This window comes from Companilactobacillus kedongensis, assembly GCF_003946625.1.
GTDB classification, from domain to species: domain Bacteria; phylum Bacillota; class Bacilli; order Lactobacillales; family Lactobacillaceae; genus Companilactobacillus; species Companilactobacillus kedongensis.
Window position 1 is genome coordinate 66429 of record NZ_RHOR01000001.1, and the last position, 22805, is coordinate 89233.

The window sequence follows — 22805 nt, forward strand, 5'->3', positions numbered from 1 at the left end:
TCCCGTTCTTACAGCACCGTGCGAGTTTTGAGACTTGCTGGTTTTGCAAGGCTTAAAACCGAGAAGCAAGACTTCGGCTTGCGCCGTCCCGCACAGCTACGAATATTTCTCATCTCTGGAGACAGTAAAATAGCAAAAGCACGATAAATCAGATCAATGATTTATCGTGCTTTTTTAATGACTATGTTTTATAGGAAGTTCAATAACGAACTCGCTTCCTTGTGGTAGGTTATCACGAACGAAAATTTTACCGTGATGTTCATTCATAATTTGTTGAGCAATAGCTAGGCCTAATCCATGTCCACCGCTGTTGCGGTTTCTTGACTTATCCACACGATAGAAACGACCAAATATTTTCTTTTTGTCGGTATCCTTTATTCCAACTCCGGTGTCAGAAATTATTATTTGATATTTTGATCCTTCCAGGTTGTCATAAATTCTGATCGTACCATTTTCTGGCGTGTATTTCGTTGCATTATCCAATAAAATGATCAGAACTTGTTTTATTTTATCCCGATCAACTAGTAACGTTGCATGGTGTTTAATATTTTCTTGGAAGACCTTTGATTGAGAATTGATGATGTCTTTGAATGGCATGATCGGGTCTTTGATGAAATAGTCAGGTGTTGTTAATTCAAAATTGAATTTAGTTGTCGATTGGTCGGCTCGAGCTAGGATCAATAAATTATTAGTCAGTGAATTTAGGCGATTTACTTCATCTAAAGATACTGAAATAGATTCTGCTTCATCCATAACTGTGCTTTTTGGACGTGTCAGCATATACTCGAGTTTTCCTTGTATGATCGTCAGTGGTGTACGTAATTCGTGAGCGGCATCATTAACAAATTCACTTTGTTGTTTCCATGACTTGATGATTGGAAACATGGTTATGCGGGTCAATACGTATGACAAAATCAAGGCAATGATCCAGAAAATAAAGAAGGTCATGATCAATATTTTTTGGAAGTTTTCCATAGATTGGATCTGCGTATCTATATTTTGCATGATCAAAACGTAATTCCCAGCATACATAGGATTATTGTTCTTTTTTGAAACTTTGATCAATAAGGCTCTAAAACTCATTTTTTTAACGGTCAGAGTTTGTTTAGTATTGAGATTTTTCCTATTTAATTTGACCTTTTTTAGAACTGAATATCGATTACCAAGGCTGGATTTATTTAGCAGAGTTCCTTTAGCATTGAATACTAAAACAGAAGTTTGAAAGGGTGCTCTAGGTTCAGGTTGTTTGACGGCTTTATTATCGTCTGGTCCGTGAGGTCCGCCATTGTCTACTGGATGCATGTCGGGCTGTTTTCGTATCGTACTGACTTGGCTTTTAATATCCTGATCAATACTGCGATAGGTGGAAGTTTGAAATCGATTGAAGATGATTATTCCTAATGTCAAAAATAGAATGGCAAATGTGGCCATTATCGAAAGAAATAGCCTTAATTGCTGCCGCCGAGTGATTTTATTTTGTTTAGTTTTATTATTCATCCTGGCAAATGTACCCAACATTTCTAATAGTTTTTATGAAATAATCATTTTTAGAAGGGCGTAACTTCTTACGTAAATTACTCATATAAACTTCCACGACGGTAATAGAAGTATCAGAATCAAAGCCCCAGATACGTTCAAATATCTGATCTTTTGTTAGAATAATGTTTTTATTTTGCAAAAGATAGACTAATAAATCGTATTCTTTTCCGTTCAAAGAAACTGAATCATTGTCGATCGATACTTCGTGATTATTTAAATTTACTTCTATATTATGCAGTTTCAAAATTGATTCATCGGCTGAGATTCCACTGCGCTTTAAAAGTGCTTTGACACGTGCCTGTAATTCTTCACGATGGAAAGGTTTTGTTAAGTAATCGTCAGCACCTAAATTAAATCCGTGAACTTTATCGTCCAATTCAGCTTTTGCAGTCAAAATCAATACAGGTGTATTGATCTGATCCTCACGGATACTTTTTAAAATATCATAGCCATTTATTCCTGGTAACATCAAATCTAATATTATCAAATCATGAACATCTTCAGTTGCTGCAAACTTTCCACTAAGCCCATCGTTTTCAATATCAACTTGAGCAAAATCAGAAAGAAATGTAGCAACATTATTAGCTAAATTCTCGTCATCTTCAACGACGAGAATTTTTATATTATTTTGCATAATTAACTCCTTTGATCAATGTTCTCATTATAAATCAATTAATCCAATTTAAGCTTAATTTAAGTTAGTTTGGATAATCTAGATTCGTCGTAAAGAAAGGATGTTAAACAAATGAAAGATAAGTTGATGAAGTCAAGAACCATAATATTTTCACTCCTTATTTATTCAATCATTTGTTTCTTAATTAATATTACTTTTTAGGAATTGGAGATTGATAAATGATGGAACAAAAAGAACCGACGCGTTTAACTAAGAACAAGAGGGCAGGACTTTTAACCAGATTTAAAAATATTAGATATGATTATTGGTTGATTGCCATTTTGATTTTAGCCGCGATTCTGTATGCGTGGAATATTTGGGAAGCAGGGGAAGCTAATAACTTTTACACTGCTGCCATAGTAAGTATGACTAAGAGTTTTAAGAATTTTTGGTTTGCTAGTTTTGATCCGGCAGGATTTATTACGGTCGATAAACCTCCAGTTGCCTTATGGTTTATGACCATCAGTGCCAAAATTTTTGGTGTGCATGGCTGGAGTGTTGTTTTACCTTCAATTCTGTTTGGTATTGGATCAGTTTATCTGATTTATAACTTAGTTCATAAGAGATTCGGTAAAGTTCCCGCAAGATTGGCCGCACTGTTTATGACTTTAACACCAATCGTAGTTGCTGACTCAAGAACTAATAATATGGATGCTACTTTAGTATTCTTCTTATTATTGTCAGTTTACTTTGTTCAAAAAGCCGTGTTGAAAAACCAGCAGCGATATCTCTGGATCTGTTTTTCATTAATGGGTATCGCTTTTAATGTCAAGATGTTGCAAGCATTTATGATTTTACCAGCCTTATATTTGTATTATTGGCTAGCTACTAAAATAAGCTGGAAAAAGAAATTGATACATTTGACTGCCGCAACGATATTTTTAACAATTTTTACGTTAATTTGGCCATTGTCAGTTGATATGACCAATTCATCAAGTCGTCCTTATGAAGGTGGGTCCGAAACTAATTCGGCTTTGGAATTAGCCTTTGGCTATAACGGGACCCAAAGATTGTTGGGACAAACAACTGGTACTGGTGGTGCTTTTCCGGGCATGGGCTCTAGCTCATCTAAAAAGAGTGCGGCTGGTACACCTCCAACAACGTCATCTAAAAAATCTTCTAAAAATGCACCAACTCCTCCAAGTGGTAGTAAAAAAGGTAATGCACCAGGAGGTAAGCCGGGTGGTAATGCTAAACAAGGTGGAGGACCAGGTACTGGTGGTGCTGGAGGCGGTGCCTTTAACATTGGTACTGCTGGGCCCTTACGTTTGTTCCAAAAAGAATTAGGGCCACAGATCAGTTGGTTACTTATTATAGCTTTGTTAGGTTTGATCTCCAGTTACTTCTATTATCGTGGTTCCAAGATGAAGCGCTGGTATTCATTAACACCACAGAGAAAAGAACTTTGGCTTTGGACTGGTTGGTTAGTCCCAGTCTTTGGTTTCTTCTCAGTTGCTAGTTTCTTCCATCCTTATTATACGATCATGTTGGCACCGGCCATTTCAGTTTTAGCTGGTATAGGTGTTTTCACAATGATCAAGCAATGGAAAGAAAAATCAGAATGGTCAATGTTTTTGCCAATTGCTATTTTAGGAACCTCAATTTTACAAGTTTGGTATATCTATGACGACTATAAGATATTGGCTTGGATCTTATTAGCTTTAGGAGTCTTAATATCAATACCATTGTTCGTATTGCCTTGGATCTCGATCAAGTTCAAATCTAAGAGAACTTTGGCAATTGCGGAAGTCATCTTAGTGTTGATAGCACCTACTTGGTGGTCATTAACACCAACTATCGCCGGTTCCAGTGATGGTATTCCTAGTGCTGGTCCGTCATTACTTAGTTCTGGTGCTATGGGCGGCGGTGGTGTCGGCAGTGGATCAGTCAACAATACCTTATTAAAATATCTTGAAAAACATCAAGGTAGTGCGGAATACTTATTTGCTACTGATGATTCAAGTACAGCTGCACCCTATATCATTCAAACTGGTAAGTCAGTCATGGCGATGGGCGGTTTTAATGGTACTGATAAAGCTATTACATTGAAGCAGTTCAAGAAATTAGTTAAAGAAGGCAAACTTAAGTATTATTACGCCGCAGGTAAGACTGGTAGCAGTAATTCTGAAATAGTTAGCTGGATCAAGAAACATGCTAAAAAAATAACTTTAAAGAATAGTAGTGAATCTGCTGTTTCCTCTATAACAACAAGTACCAAGACTGATAGTTCGGCTAGTGCACCAAGTGGATCACAACCTGGCAGCACACCTCCATCTGGATCTGGCGGTGCTCCTAAAGGAATGAAGAAACCAAGTTCCAAAAAGAAAATGAAAAAACCTTCTAAGAAACCATCAGGTAATAATGCACCCGGTGGAATGTCAGAAGGTATGTCAGGTGGACCTGGTGGTCAATCCGGAACACTTTATGATCTATCAAATATTTATGATTAGAAAGGAATGGTAAACATGGATCAATTAATTTCCATTATCTTGCCAGTCTTTAATGAAGAAGCAGGAATTCAAACAACAATTGATACTTTATTAAATTATGTTGAACAACAAAAAGAACGTTACGAATTTATCTTTGTTGATGATGGATCAAAGGACCGTTCTGTTAAAATTATTGAAACCTCTATGGAACAACACGAAAATATTAAATTAGTTAAGTTTTCAAGAAACTTTGGACATCAGTTGGCTATAACCGCTGGACTGCAGTATGCCACAGGTGATGCTGTGGTAGTAATGGATGCTGACTTGCAGGATCCTCCAGAGGTAATACCCAAGATGATTCAAAAATGGCACGAAGAATATGACATCGTTTATGGTAAAAGAATACAAAGGGATGGTGAAACTTTATTTAAGAAATTCACTGCTTCAGCTTTTTATCGTATATTTAGAAAAATGGCGACGATCGATATGCCACTTGATACAGGTGATTTTCGCTTGATGGATCGAAGGGCTGTCATACAACTTCGTAAGCTGCATGAACAGGATCCTTTCGTTCGTGGACAAGTGACCTGGATCGGTTTTAAACAGACGAGTGTAATGTACCATCGTCAAGAGAGAATCGCCGGTGAAACTAAATATCCACTATCTAAGATGATCAAATTAGCCATTGATGGAATTACTTCTTTCTCTATGAAACCTCTGCAATTGGCAAATATTTTCTCAGTCGTTCCGATAGTCAGTGGGATCTTTAGTTTAGGATATTTACTGATCAGCGGGAGTTATAGTTTAGCTTCTGTAGGAGTGACTGTTCTTTTATTTACCTTAGGATTATTACTTTTATCTGTTGGAATATTGGGAAGTTATCTAGGCCGGGTTCTAGATCAGGTTAACGATCGTCCAAGGTTTATTGTCAGTGAGACAGAAGGTTTTCAGGAACGAAATAAAGGCATACATCATTTGCATGCCCGACAGTCACAAAGCTAGGGAGATAGAGACCATGATTTTAAAAAGCTGGTTAATGATTTCAGCGTTATTCATATCTTTAGGACTGTTGATATTGCCAAGTGATACCAATTCTAATGACAAAAAAAGGAGGTGAGATCTGATTCTCCTAATTAACTTAGTAAAATTTTGAAAAGTAAGGGTAAGATGCTTTTTAAAGTTTGAGCAATATGGTACAGTAATGGTAAATTTGATAGGAGTTGCAACTTTTGTCAAATTGAATATGAACTATCCCATTCATTTAAAGAAGCTGACGAACACCCAGTCGTCAGCTTCTTTTTTTTATATTCTAATGTAAATCACCATTGTAGATCGAGTTTTTAACAATCACATAATCGACTTTACGTAGTGACATTAAATCTTTACCACCAGCATAAGAGATTGATGATTGCAGGTCTTGTTGCATTTCCTTTAAGGTATCCATGATCGAACCTTTGGCCGGTAGCAACATTCTTTTACCTTCAACGTTTCTATATTCACCTTTTTGGTATTCAGATGCTGACCCAAAATACTCCTTATAGGTTTTACCATCTTGAACATAGACTGAACCGGGAGATTCTTCATGACCAGCCAGCATTGAACCGATCATAACCATGTCAGCTCCAAAGCGGATCGACTTTGTGATGTCACCATCGGTTCTAATGCCACCGTCAGCAATAATAGGTTTAGTTGCTGCTTTGGCACACAATCTGATAGCGGCTAGTTGCCAACCACCAGTACCAAAACCAGTCTTTAATTTAGTGATGCAGGCTTTACCAGGACCAATACCGACTTTAGTAGCGTCAGCACCAGCGTGCTCAAGCTCGCGGACAGCTTCAGCCGTACCGACATTACCAGCAATTAAAAATGATTCAGGCAGCTTTTCTTTGATATATTTGATCATATTAACGACACGATCACTGTGACCATGAGCAATATCGATCGTAAGATAGTCGGGAATAATTTTTTGTTCTACTAAAGAGTCGATAAAATCAAATTCTTCTTGTTTGATACCTACACTAATAGAAGTGTAGAGATTTTTTTCTTCCATATCTCGAATAAATTTAATTCTCTTTTCAGGTTCAAAACGGTGCATTACATAAAAATAATCGTTACTTGCTAGTAATTCAGCAAGATTTTCGTCAATAACAGTCTGCATATTGGCAGGGACGACCGGAATTTTGAATGTTCTTGGTCCAAATTTGACACTTGTGTCGCATTCTGAACGGCTATCAACAATACATTTATTCGGAACTAATTGGATATCTTCGTAGTCAAATACTTGCATTTGCTCAATCACTCCATAATAACGAACAATAATTATTTTTATTTTTGATTTCGTTCGTATGTTTATAATTTAACTGGTAATTGCTTTATTGTCAATTAAATTGGTTAAAAAAGATTGTTCAGATTGTTGAATCTTTAGTACAATTTATTAGTGAGATTAAATTAGTTTTAAAAATTCCAATGATATATTTGACAGTCCAATGTCAAATTGGTATTATCGTTCTATTATTAAAAAACACCATGAGAATGGCGCTGGTTAATAACTCGCTAAAAACTGGTATATACAAATAGGAGTGGTAAAAGTGCATAAGTATTCTGCTGAGGATATTAAAAAGTTAGTTGTTGATGAGAATGTAGAATTTCTATGTTTGATGTTTACAGACATAAACGGCATTATTAAGAACGTGGAAGTTCCTGTTTCTCAAATTGATAAGGTTCTTGCTAATAAGATCACTTTTGATGGTTCATCAATCGATGGCTTTACAAGAATTGAAGAGAGTGACATGCTATTACATCCTGATCTTTCTACATGGTTGATTTTCCCATGGGGTTCAGAACATGGAAAGGTTGCCAGATTGATCTGTGATATCTATACAACAGATGGTGAACCATTTGCTGGTGACCCAAGAGTTAACTTGCAACGTATCATCAAGAAGATGAAAGGTATGGGTTACAGTAACTTTAATATTGGACCAGAACCAGAATTCTTCTTATTCAATACAGATGATAAAGGAAATCCAACACTTCATCTAAATGATGACGGCAGTTATTTCGACTTTTCTCCAGTTGATCTTGGCGAGAATTGCCGTCGTGATATTGTTCTTGAATTAGAAAAGATGGGCTTTGAAGTTGAAGCAAGCCATCATGAAGTTGCACCTGGTCAACAAGAAATCGACTTTAAATATGAAGATGCGCTTTCAGCCGCAGATAGTATTCAAATGTTCAAATTAGTTGTTAAAACTATTGCTAAGCAACATGGACTATATGCAACATTTATGCCAAAACCACTACAAGGAATCAATGGTTCCGGAATGCACATTAATATGTCACTATTCGATGGTGACACAAATATCTTTGATGATGAAAATGACAAGTTATCACCTGTTGCTAAACAATTTATGAGTGGTATCTTAAAGCATGCTCGTGCTTTAACTGCCGTTAATAATCCAACTATCAACTCATATAAGAGACTGGTTCCTGGATTTGAAGCACCAACATACATTGCTTGGTCAGGTAAGAACAGATCACCATTGATCCGTGTACCAGCTGCTAAAGGTAAGTCAAAACGTGTTGAGATGAGAAGTGTGGACCCAACAACAAATCCATACTTGGCAATTGCTGCCATTCTTGATGCTGGACTTGACGGAATTACTAGCGGTTATGAGTTGGCACCAGAAGTTAAAGAAAATATCTATCAAATGACAGAAGAAGAACGTGCTGCTGATGGCATTATCGATCTTCCTTCAACATTACACAATTCATTGAAAGCATTGCGTAAAGATGAATACGTTCAAGCATCACTAGGTAAGGGACTAACAAATAGTTTCTTTGCTGCTAAGAATGCTGAATGGGCACAATATCAACAAACAGTTTCTCAATGGGAACGTGATACATACATGGAATTGTATTAATTAATAGTAAAAGACTGCAAACCATTAAGTTTGCAGTCTTTTTTTGTAAAAAAACACGATGATCCCCAGACGAATCATCGTGTTTATTTGTGTTTTAGATAGTAACAGTCTTGTCAGCCCAGTCGATCATGTTTACACAGTCAACCATCGTTGAAATTGGACATTCAGTTGTGTCTTCGCGGTGTCTGCTTTCGATACAAGTACCGCAAGCTAAGATAACTCCACCGTTATCGAGATACTCATGCATCTTTTCACTAACATTGTGTTTTTCGTCATGAATATCTTCGACCTCAACGCCTTCACCCATCAAGAAAATCTTAACTTCATTTCCCATTTCAAGTGACTTAATGGCTAGTCTAAAACCATTCCAAGCCTTTTCGTGCTCTTTAGTTTCCAAAATCATACCTAATTTCATATTGCCCTCCAAATATGTTAACGTTTTCACTTTCTATAATAGATTAATATTATCTTATGGTCAAATTTATATTTTTGTTGTAAGTGCAACAAAACAGTTTTATAATAAATTTACTTTTAAAAGAGGTGATTAAATGTCAGAAATATTGCGACCACTAGGGGTTATTGTACGATCCTTAGACTCGATCAGTAACATTGAATTTAAGGAATTTGACTTGACGAAGGGTCAATATTTGTATGTTGTCCGAATAGCTGAAAATCCCGGCATAATTTTAGAAAATCTAGCTAATATTATTAAAGTTGACAAGACTACAGCTGCACGTGCACTTCAAAAACTTGAGAAAAATGATTTTATTGAACGAAAAAATGATGAAACTAACAAGAAAATCAAGAAGCTATTTTTGACTAAAAAAGGACGATCAGTTTATCCAATGATCAAGCGAGAGAATGATTATTCTAATCAAATGGCCTTAACTGGATTAACTGATAATGAGAAAAAGCAGATTCACGATCTTTTACTTAAAGTAGAAAAAAATGTAGAAGCAGATTGGGATTTAGTAAAAAAGGGAGGGAAAAGAAAATATTAATATGGTGAAAATAGTTGAGTGTAAAATGACAGACGTGGAAGAATTAAGTCAGATGAGTGTACAGACGTTTTCAGAAACTTTTGCAAAAGATAATACTAAGGAGAATATGAAGTCATTTTTGGATAATTCATATAATGTCCAAGTGTTGTCGGAGGAACTAAAGAACTCTAATTCTAAATTTTATTTCTTAGTTGATAATGATAAGAAAATGGGTTATTTAAAAATAAAATTGGAAGCAGATATGATCGAGCAAAAGAATATTTTAGAAATTGAACGAATTTATTTGCTGAAGGAATACCAGAATCATGGTTTTGGCGGTTCATTGATGAAATATGCACAAGATGCAGCGATAGATTTACACAGGGATGGCATTTGTCTGGGAGTTTGGGAGAATAATTTTAAGGCTCAGAGATTCTACAAGAGACAAGGATTTAAAAAAATCGGTGCGCATGATTTTAATTTGGGTAGTGATCGTCAAACTGATTATATTTTGATCAAAAAGTTTACACAATAAAAACAGACCAGCTTGAGCTGATCCGTTTTTTTATAGATCACATTTGTTGCTGAGTAAACAATGTAATTCTTGATATAATTTTACTAATAAATATAGACCGCCAGAAGCAATCACCGCTAATCCCAGCCATTGTGAAGCTTTGGTTGGTTTGTGTGCTTCAAAAGTCATTTGTGTATGTGCAGTATTTATTACCTTCTTCATATCATTTCCTCCGACAGTTTAGTTAAAGCATACTACGTAATTGGGTAAAAAAATATATCATGATACAATTAAATTTATTGAGAGGGTGAAGATATGGATTCAGTAAATAATAAAACGATTGATGAGCTTTTAAAGCATGTTTCAGTGCGTTCTTTCACAGATGAGCCAGTAACAGATGATGTTGTAAAAACACTTGTCACAGCCGCTCAGGCAGCTTCAACGGCAAGCTTTCAACAATCCTATTCAATCATTGATGTAGTTGATGCAAATTTACGAGAAAAAGTAACACAAGCATCCAGAAATCAACGCTTTATGAATCAAGGAGGACGTTTATTTATCTTCTGTGCTGATTTAAGTAGGAATGATAAAATGGCCCAAAATTTGGGTATTGACGTTTCACACACAATTGAGGGGACAGATGCAACACTTGCAGGTACGATCGATGCAACCTTGGCTGCGCAGAATATGGTTATTGCCGCCGAGTCTATGGGATTAGGTGTTTGTTTTATTGGTGGAGTTCGTGACAATATCTCGGAAGTTTCAGAACTACTTAATATTCCTGAACACGTATTTCCCGTCTATGGATTGGTTATTGGATATCCAAAAGGTGAGTTAAACAAAATTAAACCTCGCTTACCATTTGAGGCAATTTATCATCAAAACCAATATCAGACTGATAAGTTGGATATTGTTAAGAAATACGATGATCAAACTAAGCAATATTACAATGATCGTTATGGTCATGAAACTGATCGAAGTTGGGCGAGAACTGCTGTTAACAGTCTGGTTAAGTTGCCTAGGTCGTTTATGAAGAAATATTTGAACAGTCATAATTTGAGTAAACATTAAAAAATCCATCTACTATTTGTAGGTGGATTTTTTGGTGAGATTATTTGAACAGTAAAATTAGTAATAGAATTACAGTTATGGTGCTTAGTAAAAGGGAAATTTTTTGAATGGTTTCTGTTTTCATTTTAAAGTGTCCTTTTGTTATTAATAAGTTTAGTTATCGTTTTCGTTTCTTAATTCGATAATTCGAAAAATTATGCTTAAAACGTTAAGAATAATAGTAGCGGAAAGTAATGCAATAATTTTTTTCTCTTTATTAGATTTCATGGGTGAGACCTCGTTTTCGTATTATTTATTAGATGATATTAGTGACATTACTATTAGTATTTTATAAATGTGTTTGGATTTTTTAAAGGTTATTTTTCCGTGTAATGTCGTTTTATAATCAACTAATTATTGGAGCATGTCTACATTATAGTTGATTGATCATGTCAGGCAGGGGATACTAGTAAAAATAATTATAATATTTTTCAACAAAAAAATCGCTAGCCATTTCTGACTAACGATTCAAAATATATAAGCGAACTACACTATTGGCGGGGAGAATCACTAGCCATTGTGGCGATAGTGAAAACGATATTCAACTGATACAATATTAATTGTTCATAGGTTTAAAGCCCCTTGTCTTAATTGACAGGGGGCCTTTTTGTGTTTTTATTATTTTAAATTTAGTTCTTGTTTTCTTTCATCTAACAGTTTAGTTAGTTCCTCAATATCGTCTGCGGTAGCCTTGTTTTTAATGAAGCCTCGTGCAGCAGATCTACTATTTAGGTATCTTTTGCGTTCTCTATTTTCGTCGTCCCATTTCTTGTTTGCCTTGATTCTTGCAGCACTTAATTTTTCTGTCATAGTAAGAACTCCTTATTTATAAGGTACATGTAAATTATCATTTAAATAATATGGTTAACTTTAATATTATTGATATTAGCAATACGACTATGAGAATCGTTAGAAGTACAATAAGTGTCTTTTTCATAATATTTGAAATGAAAGGTATGATATAACTTAGTGTACACAAAGCAAGAGGCTTTACCTCTCACTTTGTACCTTTATATATAAGTCTTGATATTAAATCAAGTATGTGGTCGATTAAATCTAAGATTGCTGTGATCAATCCTAAGATGACTAATGCTTTGTTAATATCAGGCTTTTTTTATGTCTACCTTTCATTATTTACCTCCTTTCTTTTCTTCTTATTCCTCCACTCTACATCTATTATGTTACACTCTCGAACGTACAAAGCCAATACAATTAGCAAATAAAGATAGAAAAAACACCACTTATTTAGTAGTGTTTAATCTATTGCAAAGTGTTTAATATAATATTATTTAAATTGATTCTGCTATATTTCTTAATTAAAGGATTATTCAACATAATAGATTATGTTTGCAAGGCCTGAAATTGACATGTAAGACCGTTTTATGATGAGTCAACTCTTGTCTGTTTATATTCATCTCTAAGCTGGAAATATTGCCTATCGTAGACAGCGGGAGATCAATAACAACGTTTTACTTTGTTAGTTGAAAATAATTATAATATTTTTCAATAAAAAATCGCTAGCCATTTCTGGCTAACGATTCAGAATATATAAGCGAACTACGAGAATCGAACTCGCGACACCAGCTTGGGAAGCTAGCATTTTACCATTAAACTAAGTTCGCGTTTACTACAATTACTAATTATACAACAAAATATTACAGAATAATAAAGTTTTCATAATTTTCGTAAGAAAGTTTGTAATATAAATTGATTTTTATTCCTGATTACAATAGAATCAAACATGATGAATGATTTTAAAGAGCATCGAGGAGAATAATATGAAAAAAACATTAGTTACATTGATGGCTGCCATCACTTTGATGGGTGGCTTCACAACTGTTGCTACTGGTTGTTCAAACACAAGTACAACTCAAAATAAGGATGTCCACTCAGCTAAGAAGATTACTAAGTCAGAGATCAAGGGACATGACTACGTTGGTGTAAGCAAGGACAACAAGGCCGAGTACATTACTTTCTTCACTGGTAAAGACAAGAAGGATGTTAAGTATTTCCGTGTCAACAAAGATGGCTCAAAGAAGACAATCACATATTTTCAAAAGTCTAAGTTAGTTATGAACAAAGACAATAAGAAGAAGTTCAAGATCAAGGGATTCAGAATTATTGCTGAACCTGACTTCTCATGGAACTTTACTAAAGTTGGTAAGACGACAATTAAAACTCCAGACGGTCAAAAGTGGAAGTTATACGAAGGTAGCCACAAGAACGTTGTAAAGCATGTTGAAAAGAACGCTAAATAATTAAATTGATCGAGCAGATTTCATGAAAATGAAATCTGCTTTTTTTGTGCAAATCTTTATCCCCAAATTTCTCGATAGAATTATACTGTAGTCAAAAAATAGAGAGTGAAGTGTAGATATTATGCATTTATATAAATCTATTAAAAATTTACATGACTACATTAAAAATAATATTTATGATGATGTGCAAGAGGATTTTATCCATATTAAGAAACATATCAAAGATGATGATCCTAGGGATGACTATCAAATGGGATACGATCAGGCAGTGATAGATTTTAGAAGAAATCACATTTTTCATCGTTATCCGGGAAGTATTGTGAAATTGACCAATCGGATATCCAAAAATAAAATGTTAGAAATATCTGAATTCATCAATGGTCATCAAGCCGGTAAGATTCATATTATTGATAAATTATCTAGGTGATTTTGTTATTTTGATCAATCAAAAAGGGAGATATAATCCATCAATTATGTCTTCCTTTAATATTATCTATTTAAATTATTTCTTTACTGATAGTCATGAATATTTCCAATATTATATTAGTTCAAACTGTAACAGAACTAGTCGGAGGAACTGAAAAAATATGCACAGGCAGTGACAGTGGTGTTAGGACGAGTGATTTTCTCGTTCTTACAGCACGGACGTGTTTGAAGACTTGCTTGCAAGGCTTCAAACCGAGAACCGAGACAACGACTCGGTTCGTTCCCACGGCCAGTGCATATTTTTCAGTTCTGGAGACGGCAGAAATAAATTGATTATTAATCAGTTAGCGCTTACAATGAAAACATCTTAATGAAACTGAGGGGAATTCGCGATGTTTAAATTACAAACTGGATTGGGATCGTTAATTGGCACTATCGGTGGAAATGTATTGAGTGAAATTTTTATTTGGCGTGATAAAGCCTTGAAGAAGTAGGTTTATAGAACATTCTTAGTTTAGAATGTTCTTTTTTTATATAGATTTATTAAAATCTTTGCGTTATCATTACAGGCAGATTTTAACTTTATGAAATTAATTTTAATTTTAGGAGGATTTATCATGGCTTATCAAGGACAAGAATCATCAGTATTTCAAGGCAGAAGCTTTTTGAAGGAAAAAGATTTTACACCAAAGGAATTAGAATATTTAATTAATTTGGGATTACATTTGAAGGCATTAAAGAAGCAGAATATTCCACATCATTACTTGGAGGGTAAGAATATCGCTTTACTTTTTGAAAAGACTTCAACGAGAACACGTTCATCATTTACGACAGCTGCAGTTGATATGGGTGCCCATCCAGAATTCTTGGGTTCACATGATATTCAATTAGGTAAGAAAGAAACTGTTGAAGATACAGCTAAAGTTCTTGGCAGAATGTATGATGGAATCGAATTTAGAGGTTTCAAACAAAAGACAGTTGAAGATTTAGCCAAATTCTCTGGTGTTCCAGTTTGGAATGGATTAACTGATGACTGGCATCCAACACAGATGATTGCTGATTATATGACTGTTAAAGAAACATTCGGCAAGATCAAAGGGACTACTTTAACTTTTGTCGGCGATGGTCGTAACAATATGGCTAACAGTTTCTTAGTTGCCAGCGCTATGTTAGGTGTTAACATTCATATTCTTGCTCCTAAAGAATTGTTCCCAGAGCAATCAGTTATCGACACTGCTAAGGGATTCGCCAAAGATTCCGGTAGTGAAATTCTGATCACAGATGACATCGACAAAGGTGTTAAAGGTTCAAACGTTATCTATACTGATGTTTGGGTATCTATGGGTGAAGAAGATAAGTGGGATGAAAGACTTAAATTGCTTACACCTTATCAAGTAAACATGGAAATGTTGAAGAAGGCTCAGATGCCAGATGATCAATTGATCTTTATGCACTGTTTGCCAGCTTATCATGACACTTTGACAACTACGACTCATGATGTTTACGAAAAATATGGTCTAACTGAAATGGAAGTTACTGACGAAGTATTCAGAAGTAAATATGCTCGTCAATTTGAAGAAGCTGAGAACAGAATGCATTCTATCAAAGCCATAATGGCCGCAACATTAGGCCACATGTTCATTCCAGAAGTTTAAAATTAAATTGTAATTAATTTTTCTTTGTGCTAATATACTTATGCAAAAGAAGGATTAATTAATCGAATGATTCTAAGCGAGATCAGATGTTGGTGAGAGCTGGTCGTCTCAAAGATTAAGTCGCACCCTTTCTAAACAATTAAATACTATTTTTGAGTGGATATTTATCAATTAGAGTGGTACCGCGGGAATTCTCGTCTCTTTCAAATTTTTTATTTGGAAGAGGCGTTTTTTTATTTTGAGGAGGACTATATGAATTCAAAGACACAAGTAGTAGAAGCCTTGGCCAAGGTTTTACCAGCAGAAATTACTGCTGAACAAATTACAAAATTAATTGAAAAGCCTAAGACATCAGATTTGGGTGATTATGCTTTTCCAACATTTATTTTAGCTAAAACAATGCACAAGGCACCTAAGATGATTGCTGAAGAATTAGTTGGACAAATGGATCAAGATGGATTTGAAAAAATCGTTAATACTGGTGCATATATCAACTTTTTCTTAGATAAATCATCATTTTCAGATGCAGTTCTAAAAGACGTTTTAAAAGAACAAGAGAATTATGGTAACCAAAATGAAGGTAATGGCGGCAATGTGCCAATCGATATGTCATCACCTAACATTGCTAAACCAATGTCTATGGGACATTTACGTTCAACTGTAATTGGTAATTCGATTGCTAAAATCATTTCTAAATTAGGTTATCAACCAATCAAGATCAATCACTTGGGTGATTGGGGAACACAATTTGGTAAGTTGATCGTTGGATACAAAATGTGGGGTTCAAAAGAAGAGGTTGAAGAAGATCCTATCAACAATCTTTTGAAATATTACGTTCGTTTCCACAAAGAAGCAGAAGACAAGCCAGAACTTGATGACGAGGCTCGTGCTTGGTTCAAGAAGATGGAAGATGGCGACAAGGAAGCTCTTGCTCTTTGGACTTGGTTCAGAAGCTTATCATTAAGTGAATTCCAAAAGATCTATACACGTTTGGGAGTAGAATTCGATTCATTTAACGGTGAAGCTTTCTACAATGACAAGATGGATGCAGTTATTGACACACTTGAAGAGAAGAACTTACTTCAAGAGAGTCAAGGAGCTGAAATCGTCGATCTATCAGACTTAGATCTTTCACCTGCTTTGATCAAGAAGACTGATGGAGCAACACTTTACATTACTCGTGATCTTGCAGCTGCTATTTATCGTAAGAATACTTATAAATTTGTTAAATCACTTTATGTAGTTGGTAGCGAACAATCCGAACATTTCAAGAAGTTAAAAGCTGTTTTGAAGATGATGGGCTATGACTGGTCTGATGACATTCACCATATCGAATTTGGTTTGATCACAAATGGTGGTAAAAAGCTTTCAACTCGTAAGGGCCGCGTTATCTTACTAGAAAATGTTTTGAATGACGCTGTTGATTTAGCTAAGAAACAAATTGAAGAAAAGAACCCTGATTTGAAGAATAAAGATCAAGTCGCCGAAGCTGTTGGTGTCGGCGCTGTTGTCTTCCACGATTTGAAGAACGAAAGACGTGACAGCTTTGACTTTAATCTTGAAGAAGTTGTTCGTTTTGAGGGCGAAACTGGTCCTTATGTTCAATATACAAATGCTAGAGCATTGAGCATTTTGAGAAAAGCTGGCGATGTTAACTTTGATGGTGATCTATCACTTGATGATGAACAAGCTTGGGATACTTTGAAATTGATCCAAGAATTCCCTGAAGTTCTTTCACGTGCTGGACGTATCTATGAACCATCTGTAATTGCTAAATATGCTTTGAAACTTGCTAAGAGTTTTAATCAATACTATGCACATAGTAAAATTTTGACAGAGGATGCCGGACTTGTTGCCAGACTTTCACTTGTTAAATCAGTGACAACTGTTTTGCAAATCTCCTTAGGCCTTCTTGGCGTTAAGGCTCCAGAGGAAATGTAGCAGACAATTATGAATCGAAAACTTTTCCTTGAATTATCTGAAATAAAAACAACAATACTTGATTTGGCTTGGTTTATTCTTGCTATAAGCTATTCCTATTTAAGTATTGGAACATTTGACTTCATCAACGGTATATTAGGATTTGTCGCTGTGTTTTTTATTCATATAATTATTAACTTTCATAATAACTATATGGATTTTAGAAATTCTAAGAGTGAAAATTATCGAAATGAAATCAGTACTATCGGTGTAAACCGTGAATTATTGGTAATAGTCAAAAAATGGATGTACGGTTTGACCATTTTTCCATTATTGATTGGTGCATTTCTGATTTATCGAACTAATTGGTGGACACTTTTAATCGGGATTATCTGTGTCGTCATTGGTTTAGCATATTCAGCAGGGCCAAAGCCATTGAATTCAACTATGTTTGGATCGGCAGTGGTGGCTATTGCCATTTCCATTTTGATTCCAGTTGTCTACGTCTATCTTGGGACTGTAAGCAGTGGGAGATTGACTTCTAGTGTAATCGTTAATGCAATCATAGTTTGCTTGCCAAATATGTTTGCGATGTTTTCGGCACAATTGTGCAATGACACTTGCGATTTAGAAGCTGATAAGAAAAATGGTCGCAAGACATTAGTTTCCAAAATTGGTAAAACTAATGCTTTAAGTTTGTTCAAGGCTAGTTGGTGGTTAACATTCCTGTTGATACCGATACTGGTAGTTTTACAAGTAGTGCCTTACATTACAATGATAGCCGTGCTACTTTACCCAAATATTTGGGATAATTATCATCCTTATTTGAAGGAACAAGTTAAGAAAAAGACTTATCCTTTAGTTATGAAAGCCGTTGTAAAATTGGTCAATACGTATGTCTTTTTGATTGCTGTCGGGGCAATTATTAAGCTGGTTAGAACGATTTTATAATAGTAAAAAAAGAGATCACTCCTAAGATTTCTTTCTAAAAATACCGTTATCTGTAATTTCAGATAACGGTATTTTTTATTTATCACAAAGTGTTTGTTTTAACTCAGATGAGTCTATATTAGCTAAACCCCAATCACAGATTGCATCGACTACTGGAATAAGTGACTTTCCTTTAGTAGTAAGATTATATTCAATGTGCAATGGTTGTTCATGAAAGTCATGACGGTTAACTAATCCATCATTGATCATTTGTTGGATCTGTTCGGACAATATTTTATGAGTGATTGGACTTAAATTACGTTGCAGGGCGTTAAATCGAGTGTGTGGATCGGAATTTATTTTATAAAGGATATGTATTTTCCACTTTCCTCGGATTAATTGCATTGTAGCGTCGAACTCGTTTGCGTACATTTTTTAACTCCTGACGTCCCAGTAACCAAAAAGTGCGTACTAGGAAAATAATTATCTCAGTTTATAATATTAATTCGTAGTCGTCAAACAGACTTAGTTATAAATATGGGAGATATATAAATGAAAAATTTAATCGTAATTACAGGTGCTAGTTCAGGATTCGGTGCTGAAATGGCCAAAATATTCAATGCTGATGGTTATCCATTATTGTTACTTGGACGTCGCACTGAAAAAATTGAAGCACTAAAGCTTAGTGGAGAAGTTATGATCAGACATGCTGATGTGACTGATCAAGATGAACTTTCAAAGGCAATTAAAGAAGCGGAATCAACTTATGGTCCAGTTGATCTTTTGATCAACAATGCTGGATTAATGCTACTTGGTAATATTTGGAAACAGTCAGCAACAGAATGGCAAACAATGTTAGATACAAATGTTATGGGTGTCTTAAATGGGATGCAATTAGTCCTTCCTGAAATGAAGGAACGCCATCATGGAACAATTATCAATGTATCATCTATTGCCGGTTTCAAGGCTTTTCAAAATCATGCAGCCTATGTTGCCAGCAAATTTGGTGTCCACGGTTTAAGTGAAACAGTTAGACAAGAAGTTTCTGATGAGAATGTTCGAGTAATGTTAGTTGCACCGGGCGCTGCTGAAACGGAACTTTTGACACATGTTACCGATGATAGTGCCTTGAGTGAATATGAAGATTGGAAGCAGTCTATGGGCGGAATCACACTTGATCCTAAACATGTCGCTGAAACAGTGAAATTTATGTACGATATGCCTCAAGAAGTTAATATCCGCGAAGTTGATATTGCTGCTACACGACAAGACAGCTAATTTATTGTTATTTGCAACATATGGTGGTTCAATGTGAACGACAGATATAACGAGCCACTCAGGAGTAATGACTATGAAAAAAACTGCGGGAATTTTATCAATATTCTTGTTGTTATTTTTAGCTGGATGTTCAACCTCCAAAACACCTGAAGAGTCAAATACTAAAGAACAAGCTGTGAATTATCAGAGTTTACCAAAACGTGAAAAACGGGACATATATTTTAAGTTTCATAAGTCTAAATCTAAAAGTGATTACGCAGTAAGTATGACTGTTAAAAATGATTCTAAAAAAGATGTTAGATTTTATTTAACTAAATTTATTATCATGAACTCTTATGATTCAGATCTGGAAATAAGTTCAGGACTGCATAAAGTTATTGTCGTTGAACCAAACAGTAAAGTGACTGTTAACAACTTATTTGATCATATTTCGCACATGATCTTTGACGATTCAAGTGGATATTATTACTTAGATAACAACCATTTATTAGCAAACGCAAAATAACAAAAAGGGACCTTCTGAATAGATAGAAGGTCCCTTTATTAGTGATACGATAAAATTAATAACTGTATTTTTGTATCTACGTTAAACACTACTATTGATCTATTACTTATAGGATAATTTTACATGTAAGTGGTTTTACAGCAATTTATAAAGGAGATAAAGCATGGACGATTTGGAATTATTACTACAACAGCTACAAGCAATAGCTCAATCTGGGCAACACTACACTAAAGATATTTTTGATCATGAAAGATATGATCAATTAGAGAACGTCGCCAAAAAATTAACTGCAGAATTAACTGGTGCAACTCCAAAGCAGATGGATATTTTCTTTGACTCTGATAATGGATATGTGACACCAAAGGTTGATATACGCGCGGTCACCTTTAACCATGAAGGTAAAATATTATTAGTTCATGAAAAGATAGAAGATACGTGGTCGATCCCTGGTGGTTGGGCAGATATCGGTTATTCACCAAGTAAAGTTGCTATTAAAGAAACTCACGAAGAAGCAAATATCCACGTTACTCCCAAGCGCTTGATTGCAGTAAAGGATATCCAAGTTCATCCATATGAGAGAAAAAATCTGAATTATATCTACAAACATTTCATTGAATGTATTCCAGATAATGATAATTTGAATAATGTCGATAATTCAGAGACGAGTGATGCCGAGTATTTCACGCTTGAGGAAGCTTTAAAATTAAAATTATCCTTACATCGTAATTTGCCGGAAGATATTGAAATGGCATTTGAATGTCATAATAGTGAAAACTGGCAGACTATTTTTGATTAGTCTAGTTTGAATATTTTTTCATTGAATAAGTCAGTAAAGATCTTGGCTCGGTTATGTGGATCAAGAGCTAGATTTGATTTGTCAGTTTTGTTTAATAATTGTGCCAAAAGGTAGTACAAGTTTGCCAGCATATAATGTGAATCATTTTTGGCAGCAAAGTCGATACCTTGATTGACCCAATTTATGGCATCTAAGTTTTTTTCTAAAATTAAATTAGCGTAAGCAGTTAAATAAAATAGAGCAATTTGATTAGTTTCAAATTTGGTAGAAGTGAATTTATCAAAGGCCTGGGTAATGTAATCCAAGGTCTTTTTTTCGTTGTTCTTCTTTGCATAAATAGCTGCCATTGATATCAAAATAAGTCGATCAAGTGTATTTAAAACATTGGAATTATCATGCGAAGAGAAAGCTAGTTTGAAGTTATATTCTGCCTGATCTAAGTTGTTATCTGTTTGAAGATAAGCAACACCTAAGTAGTAATAATATGCTTGAGTTTGTCGATCGGTAGAGATATTTTCAATTGTTTTTTCAGATAATAAGAAGTCTTTCAATTTCGCGTAGTCATGATTGTTGCAGAGAGAATCTATCTGTTTATTGAAATCCTTAATTGAACTCATCTGATAGTTACTATCTAAGCTCAATTGATCCATGTTTATATGCAATCTTTGACATAGTAGTATCATAATTTCAGAATTCGGGATGTATTTGCCATGTTCAATTGAAGACAACATAGGCTGGAAACAAATATTTTCACAAGTATTTTTTTGGGATAGATGTAGTGCTTTTCTTTTTTCTTTGAATATTTTACCTAAATTACTCATGCTTTTTCCTTACGTGTAATTGATTTAAGAAAAGTATATCCAGAATTAAACTTGACGGCAAAATATAAGAACTCTTATTATCCAGACAAATGACCACTTGTTATATTGTTTTTAAATCAAGAAGGAGAACAATCATGCAAGCAATCATTCAAAATTCATACAATGGTATTTCTGATTTAAAAATTGAAGATGTTTCTGATCCTAAAATAAGTCCGTTATCAGTTTTAGTAGAGAACAAATATACCCCGGTGTTGCCATATGATTGGCGGACTGAAGAGGGGGAATTACAAAATATCCGTTCGGTGAAACTACCAATAATTATCGGTTATGGTTTTGGCGGGATAGTTAAAGGCGTCGGCAGCCTTCGAAATAAAAATTTAATCGGAGAAAAGGTTATCGGCGCTATATTGTCAGGATCAAATAGTACAATGATCGATTCTAAAATTCCACCACTATTATTCAGAGTTCCTAACAATGTAGAATTATCAGCTGCTACAACAATAATCGGAGGTGCTGATACGGCGTTAGGGATAGTAAAGAAAACACAAGTTAATTCTCATGATAAAGTTTTGATAACTGGAGCCTCTGGTGGGATTGGAACTTATTTGATTCAATTGTTGAAACTTCAAAATTTGAACGTAGTAGCAGTGGGTCATAAATCTAATCTTGGATTTTTAAAAAATGTTGGAGCCGATGAGGTTATTGACTATACAGACGAAGTTGAAAAAAAGTTATCCAGCATTTCAGACATTACTAAAGTGATCGATACTGCCGGCAACATAGATTTACTAAAAATGATTTCTAAGATATTTCCAACCGTAAAAATAGTTTCAATCGCAACTGACAGATTCGGACAATTTATTCAACCCAATATTTTGCCTAATGATTATCTGAAACTACTAAGTATGCTTAGTGAAAAGTCTTTGCAGGCGTACGTTCAGGAAGAATTTGATTATCGGGATGTTAAAGAAGCTCAATATAAATCGAAAAACTCACATTCTCAAGGTAGAATCCTGTTGAGTTATTAGAAGGTGGTCATATGGAACATTTAGTA

Annotated in this window: 23 protein-coding genes, 1 tRNA gene and 1 pseudogene; 15 read left to right on the plus strand and 10 right to left on the minus strand. The window is 34.8% G+C overall.

Features of this window, described 5'->3' with window-relative positions:
- Nucleotides 1-174: 174 nt before the first annotated feature.
- Together EKM60_RS00280 and EKM60_RS00285 are read right to left on the minus strand one after the other, a co-directional pair.
- Complete coding sequence (locus EKM60_RS00280; RefSeq protein WP_164508277.1) at nucleotides 175-1431, minus strand: sensor histidine kinase; 1257 nt, start codon at nucleotides 1429-1431, stop codon at nucleotides 175-177.
- Between the two features lie 58 nt (nucleotides 1432-1489).
- Nucleotides 1490-2173: a response regulator transcription factor gene (locus EKM60_RS00285; protein WP_125711545.1), complete on the minus strand. Its 684-nt coding sequence runs from the start codon at nucleotides 2171-2173 to the stop codon at nucleotides 1490-1492.
- A 221-nt stretch (nucleotides 2174-2394) separates the two neighbouring features.
- Here EKM60_RS00285 and EKM60_RS00290 point away from each other — a divergent pair, with 221 nt between their 5' ends.
- Nucleotides 2395-4662: a glycosyltransferase family 39 protein gene (locus tag EKM60_RS00290; RefSeq protein ID WP_125711852.1), complete on the plus strand. Its 2268-nt coding sequence runs from the start codon at nucleotides 2395-2397 to the stop codon at nucleotides 4660-4662.
- A gap of 15 nt (nucleotides 4663-4677) precedes the next feature.
- The gene (locus tag EKM60_RS00295) at nucleotides 4678-5643 is read left to right on the plus strand and encodes a glycosyltransferase family 2 protein (protein WP_125711546.1); all 966 of its coding nucleotides are present in this window, start codon (nucleotides 4678-4680) and stop codon (nucleotides 5641-5643) included.
- 307 nt (nucleotides 5644-5950) lie between these two features.
- On the opposite strand, the gene EKM60_RS00300 is transcribed toward EKM60_RS00295, so the two are convergent.
- Nucleotides 5951-6928: a GMP reductase gene (locus EKM60_RS00300; protein WP_125711547.1), complete on the minus strand. Its 978-nt coding sequence runs from the start codon at nucleotides 6926-6928 to the stop codon at nucleotides 5951-5953.
- Nucleotides 6929-7229: 301 nt separating this feature from the next.
- Between EKM60_RS00300 and glnA the strand changes: the two genes are divergently transcribed.
- Nucleotides 7230-8558: a type I glutamate--ammonia ligase gene (glnA, locus tag EKM60_RS00305; RefSeq protein ID WP_125711548.1), complete on the plus strand. Its 1329-nt coding sequence runs from the start codon at nucleotides 7230-7232 to the stop codon at nucleotides 8556-8558.
- A gap of 94 nt (nucleotides 8559-8652) precedes the next feature.
- Here glnA and EKM60_RS00310 read toward each other — a convergent pair whose 3' ends face one another.
- Nucleotides 8653-8973, minus strand: a complete 321-nt coding sequence (locus tag EKM60_RS00310) for a DsrE family protein (protein WP_125711549.1) — start codon at nucleotides 8971-8973, stop codon at nucleotides 8653-8655.
- A 133-nt stretch (nucleotides 8974-9106) separates the two neighbouring features.
- Here EKM60_RS00310 and EKM60_RS00315 point away from each other — a divergent pair, with 133 nt between their 5' ends.
- Together EKM60_RS00315 and EKM60_RS00320 are read left to right on the plus strand one after the other, a co-directional pair.
- A complete protein-coding gene (locus tag EKM60_RS00315; RefSeq protein ID WP_125711550.1) occupies nucleotides 9107-9559 on the plus strand; it encodes a MarR family winged helix-turn-helix transcriptional regulator in 453 nt (150 codons plus the stop codon).
- Nucleotide 9560: 1 nt separating this feature from the next.
- Nucleotides 9561-10073 carry a GNAT family N-acetyltransferase gene (locus EKM60_RS00320; protein ID WP_125711551.1) on the plus strand — a complete coding sequence of 171 codons (513 nt, stop codon included), beginning with the start codon at nucleotides 9561-9563 and terminating at the stop codon, nucleotides 10071-10073.
- Nucleotides 10074-10103: 30 nt separating this feature from the next.
- Here EKM60_RS00320 and EKM60_RS11075 read toward each other — a convergent pair whose 3' ends face one another.
- Nucleotides 10104-10274, minus strand: coding sequence for a hypothetical protein (locus EKM60_RS11075; protein ID WP_164508279.1), 171 nt, complete (start codon nucleotides 10272-10274; stop codon nucleotides 10104-10106).
- Between the two features lie 93 nt (nucleotides 10275-10367).
- Here EKM60_RS11075 and nfsA point away from each other — a divergent pair, with 93 nt between their 5' ends.
- Nucleotides 10368-11123: an oxygen-insensitive NADPH nitroreductase gene (gene nfsA / locus EKM60_RS00325; protein ID WP_125711552.1), complete on the plus strand. Its 756-nt coding sequence runs from the start codon at nucleotides 10368-10370 to the stop codon at nucleotides 11121-11123.
- 657 nt (nucleotides 11124-11780) lie between these two features.
- Here the strand turns inward: nfsA and EKM60_RS00330 are convergent.
- Nucleotides 11781-11972, minus strand: a complete 192-nt coding sequence (locus tag EKM60_RS00330; protein WP_125711553.1) for a hypothetical protein — start codon at nucleotides 11970-11972, stop codon at nucleotides 11781-11783.
- A 741-nt stretch (nucleotides 11973-12713) separates the two neighbouring features.
- Nucleotides 12714-12784: transfer RNA gene (locus EKM60_RS00335), tRNA-Gly, on the minus strand.
- Between the two features lie 156 nt (nucleotides 12785-12940).
- Here EKM60_RS00335 and EKM60_RS00340 point away from each other — a divergent pair.
- The 5 genes from EKM60_RS00340 to EKM60_RS00360 all read left to right on the plus strand — a co-directional run bounded on the left by EKM60_RS00340 (nucleotide 12941) and on the right by EKM60_RS00360 (nucleotide 18372).
- Nucleotides 12941-13420, plus strand: coding sequence for a hypothetical protein (locus EKM60_RS00340; RefSeq protein WP_125711554.1), 480 nt, complete (start codon nucleotides 12941-12943; stop codon nucleotides 13418-13420).
- Between the two features lie 121 nt (nucleotides 13421-13541).
- Complete coding sequence (locus EKM60_RS00345; RefSeq protein ID WP_125711555.1) at nucleotides 13542-13847, plus strand: hypothetical protein; 306 nt, start codon at nucleotides 13542-13544, stop codon at nucleotides 13845-13847.
- A gap of 616 nt (nucleotides 13848-14463) precedes the next feature.
- Nucleotides 14464-15501, plus strand: a complete 1038-nt coding sequence (gene argF / locus EKM60_RS00350; RefSeq protein ID WP_125711855.1) for an ornithine carbamoyltransferase — start codon at nucleotides 14464-14466, stop codon at nucleotides 15499-15501.
- A 252-nt stretch (nucleotides 15502-15753) separates the two neighbouring features.
- The gene (argS, locus tag EKM60_RS00355; RefSeq protein WP_125711556.1) at nucleotides 15754-17442 is read left to right on the plus strand and encodes an arginine--tRNA ligase; all 1689 of its coding nucleotides are present in this window, start codon (nucleotides 15754-15756) and stop codon (nucleotides 17440-17442) included.
- Between the two features lie 9 nt (nucleotides 17443-17451).
- Nucleotides 17452-18372, plus strand: coding sequence for a prenyltransferase (locus tag EKM60_RS00360; protein WP_125711557.1), 921 nt, complete (start codon nucleotides 17452-17454; stop codon nucleotides 18370-18372).
- A gap of 75 nt (nucleotides 18373-18447) precedes the next feature.
- On the opposite strand, the gene EKM60_RS00365 is transcribed toward EKM60_RS00360, so the two are convergent.
- Nucleotides 18448-18783, minus strand: a complete 336-nt coding sequence (locus EKM60_RS00365) for a winged helix-turn-helix transcriptional regulator (RefSeq protein WP_125711558.1) — start codon at nucleotides 18781-18783, stop codon at nucleotides 18448-18450.
- Nucleotides 18784-18903: 120 nt separating this feature from the next.
- Here EKM60_RS00365 and EKM60_RS00370 point away from each other — a divergent pair, with 120 nt between their 5' ends.
- The 3 genes from EKM60_RS00370 (at nucleotide 18904) to EKM60_RS00380 (ending at nucleotide 20930) form a co-directional block, all read left to right on the plus strand.
- On the plus strand, nucleotides 18904-19629 hold the full coding sequence (locus EKM60_RS00370; RefSeq protein WP_125711559.1) for an SDR family oxidoreductase: 726 nt from the start codon (nucleotides 18904-18906) through the stop codon (nucleotides 19627-19629).
- A gap of 73 nt (nucleotides 19630-19702) precedes the next feature.
- Nucleotides 19703-20134 carry a hypothetical protein gene (locus tag EKM60_RS00375; RefSeq protein ID WP_125711560.1) on the plus strand — a complete coding sequence of 144 codons (432 nt, stop codon included), beginning with the start codon at nucleotides 19703-19705 and terminating at the stop codon, nucleotides 20132-20134.
- Between the two features lie 163 nt (nucleotides 20135-20297).
- The gene (locus tag EKM60_RS00380) at nucleotides 20298-20930 is read left to right on the plus strand and encodes an NUDIX hydrolase N-terminal domain-containing protein (protein WP_125711561.1); all 633 of its coding nucleotides are present in this window, start codon (nucleotides 20298-20300) and stop codon (nucleotides 20928-20930) included.
- Here the strand turns inward: EKM60_RS00380 and EKM60_RS00385 are convergent.
- Together EKM60_RS00385 and EKM60_RS11335 are read right to left on the minus strand one after the other, a co-directional pair.
- Entirely contained in the window at nucleotides 20927-21580 is a 654-nt protein-coding gene (locus EKM60_RS00385) for a DUF2225 domain-containing protein (RefSeq protein ID WP_125711562.1), read from the minus strand. The genes EKM60_RS00380 and EKM60_RS00385 overlap by 4 nt on opposite strands.
- 3 nt (nucleotides 21581-21583) lie before the next feature.
- Nucleotides 21584-21751: pseudogene (locus tag EKM60_RS11335) on the minus strand (helix-turn-helix domain-containing protein); the annotation flags it as partial.
- Nucleotides 21752-21885: 134 nt separating this feature from the next.
- Here EKM60_RS11335 and EKM60_RS00390 point away from each other — a divergent pair.
- On the plus strand, nucleotides 21886-22779 hold the full coding sequence (locus tag EKM60_RS00390) for a zinc-binding dehydrogenase (protein ID WP_125711563.1): 894 nt from the start codon (nucleotides 21886-21888) through the stop codon (nucleotides 22777-22779).
- The last annotated feature ends 26 nt before the right edge of the window (nucleotides 22780-22805 follow it).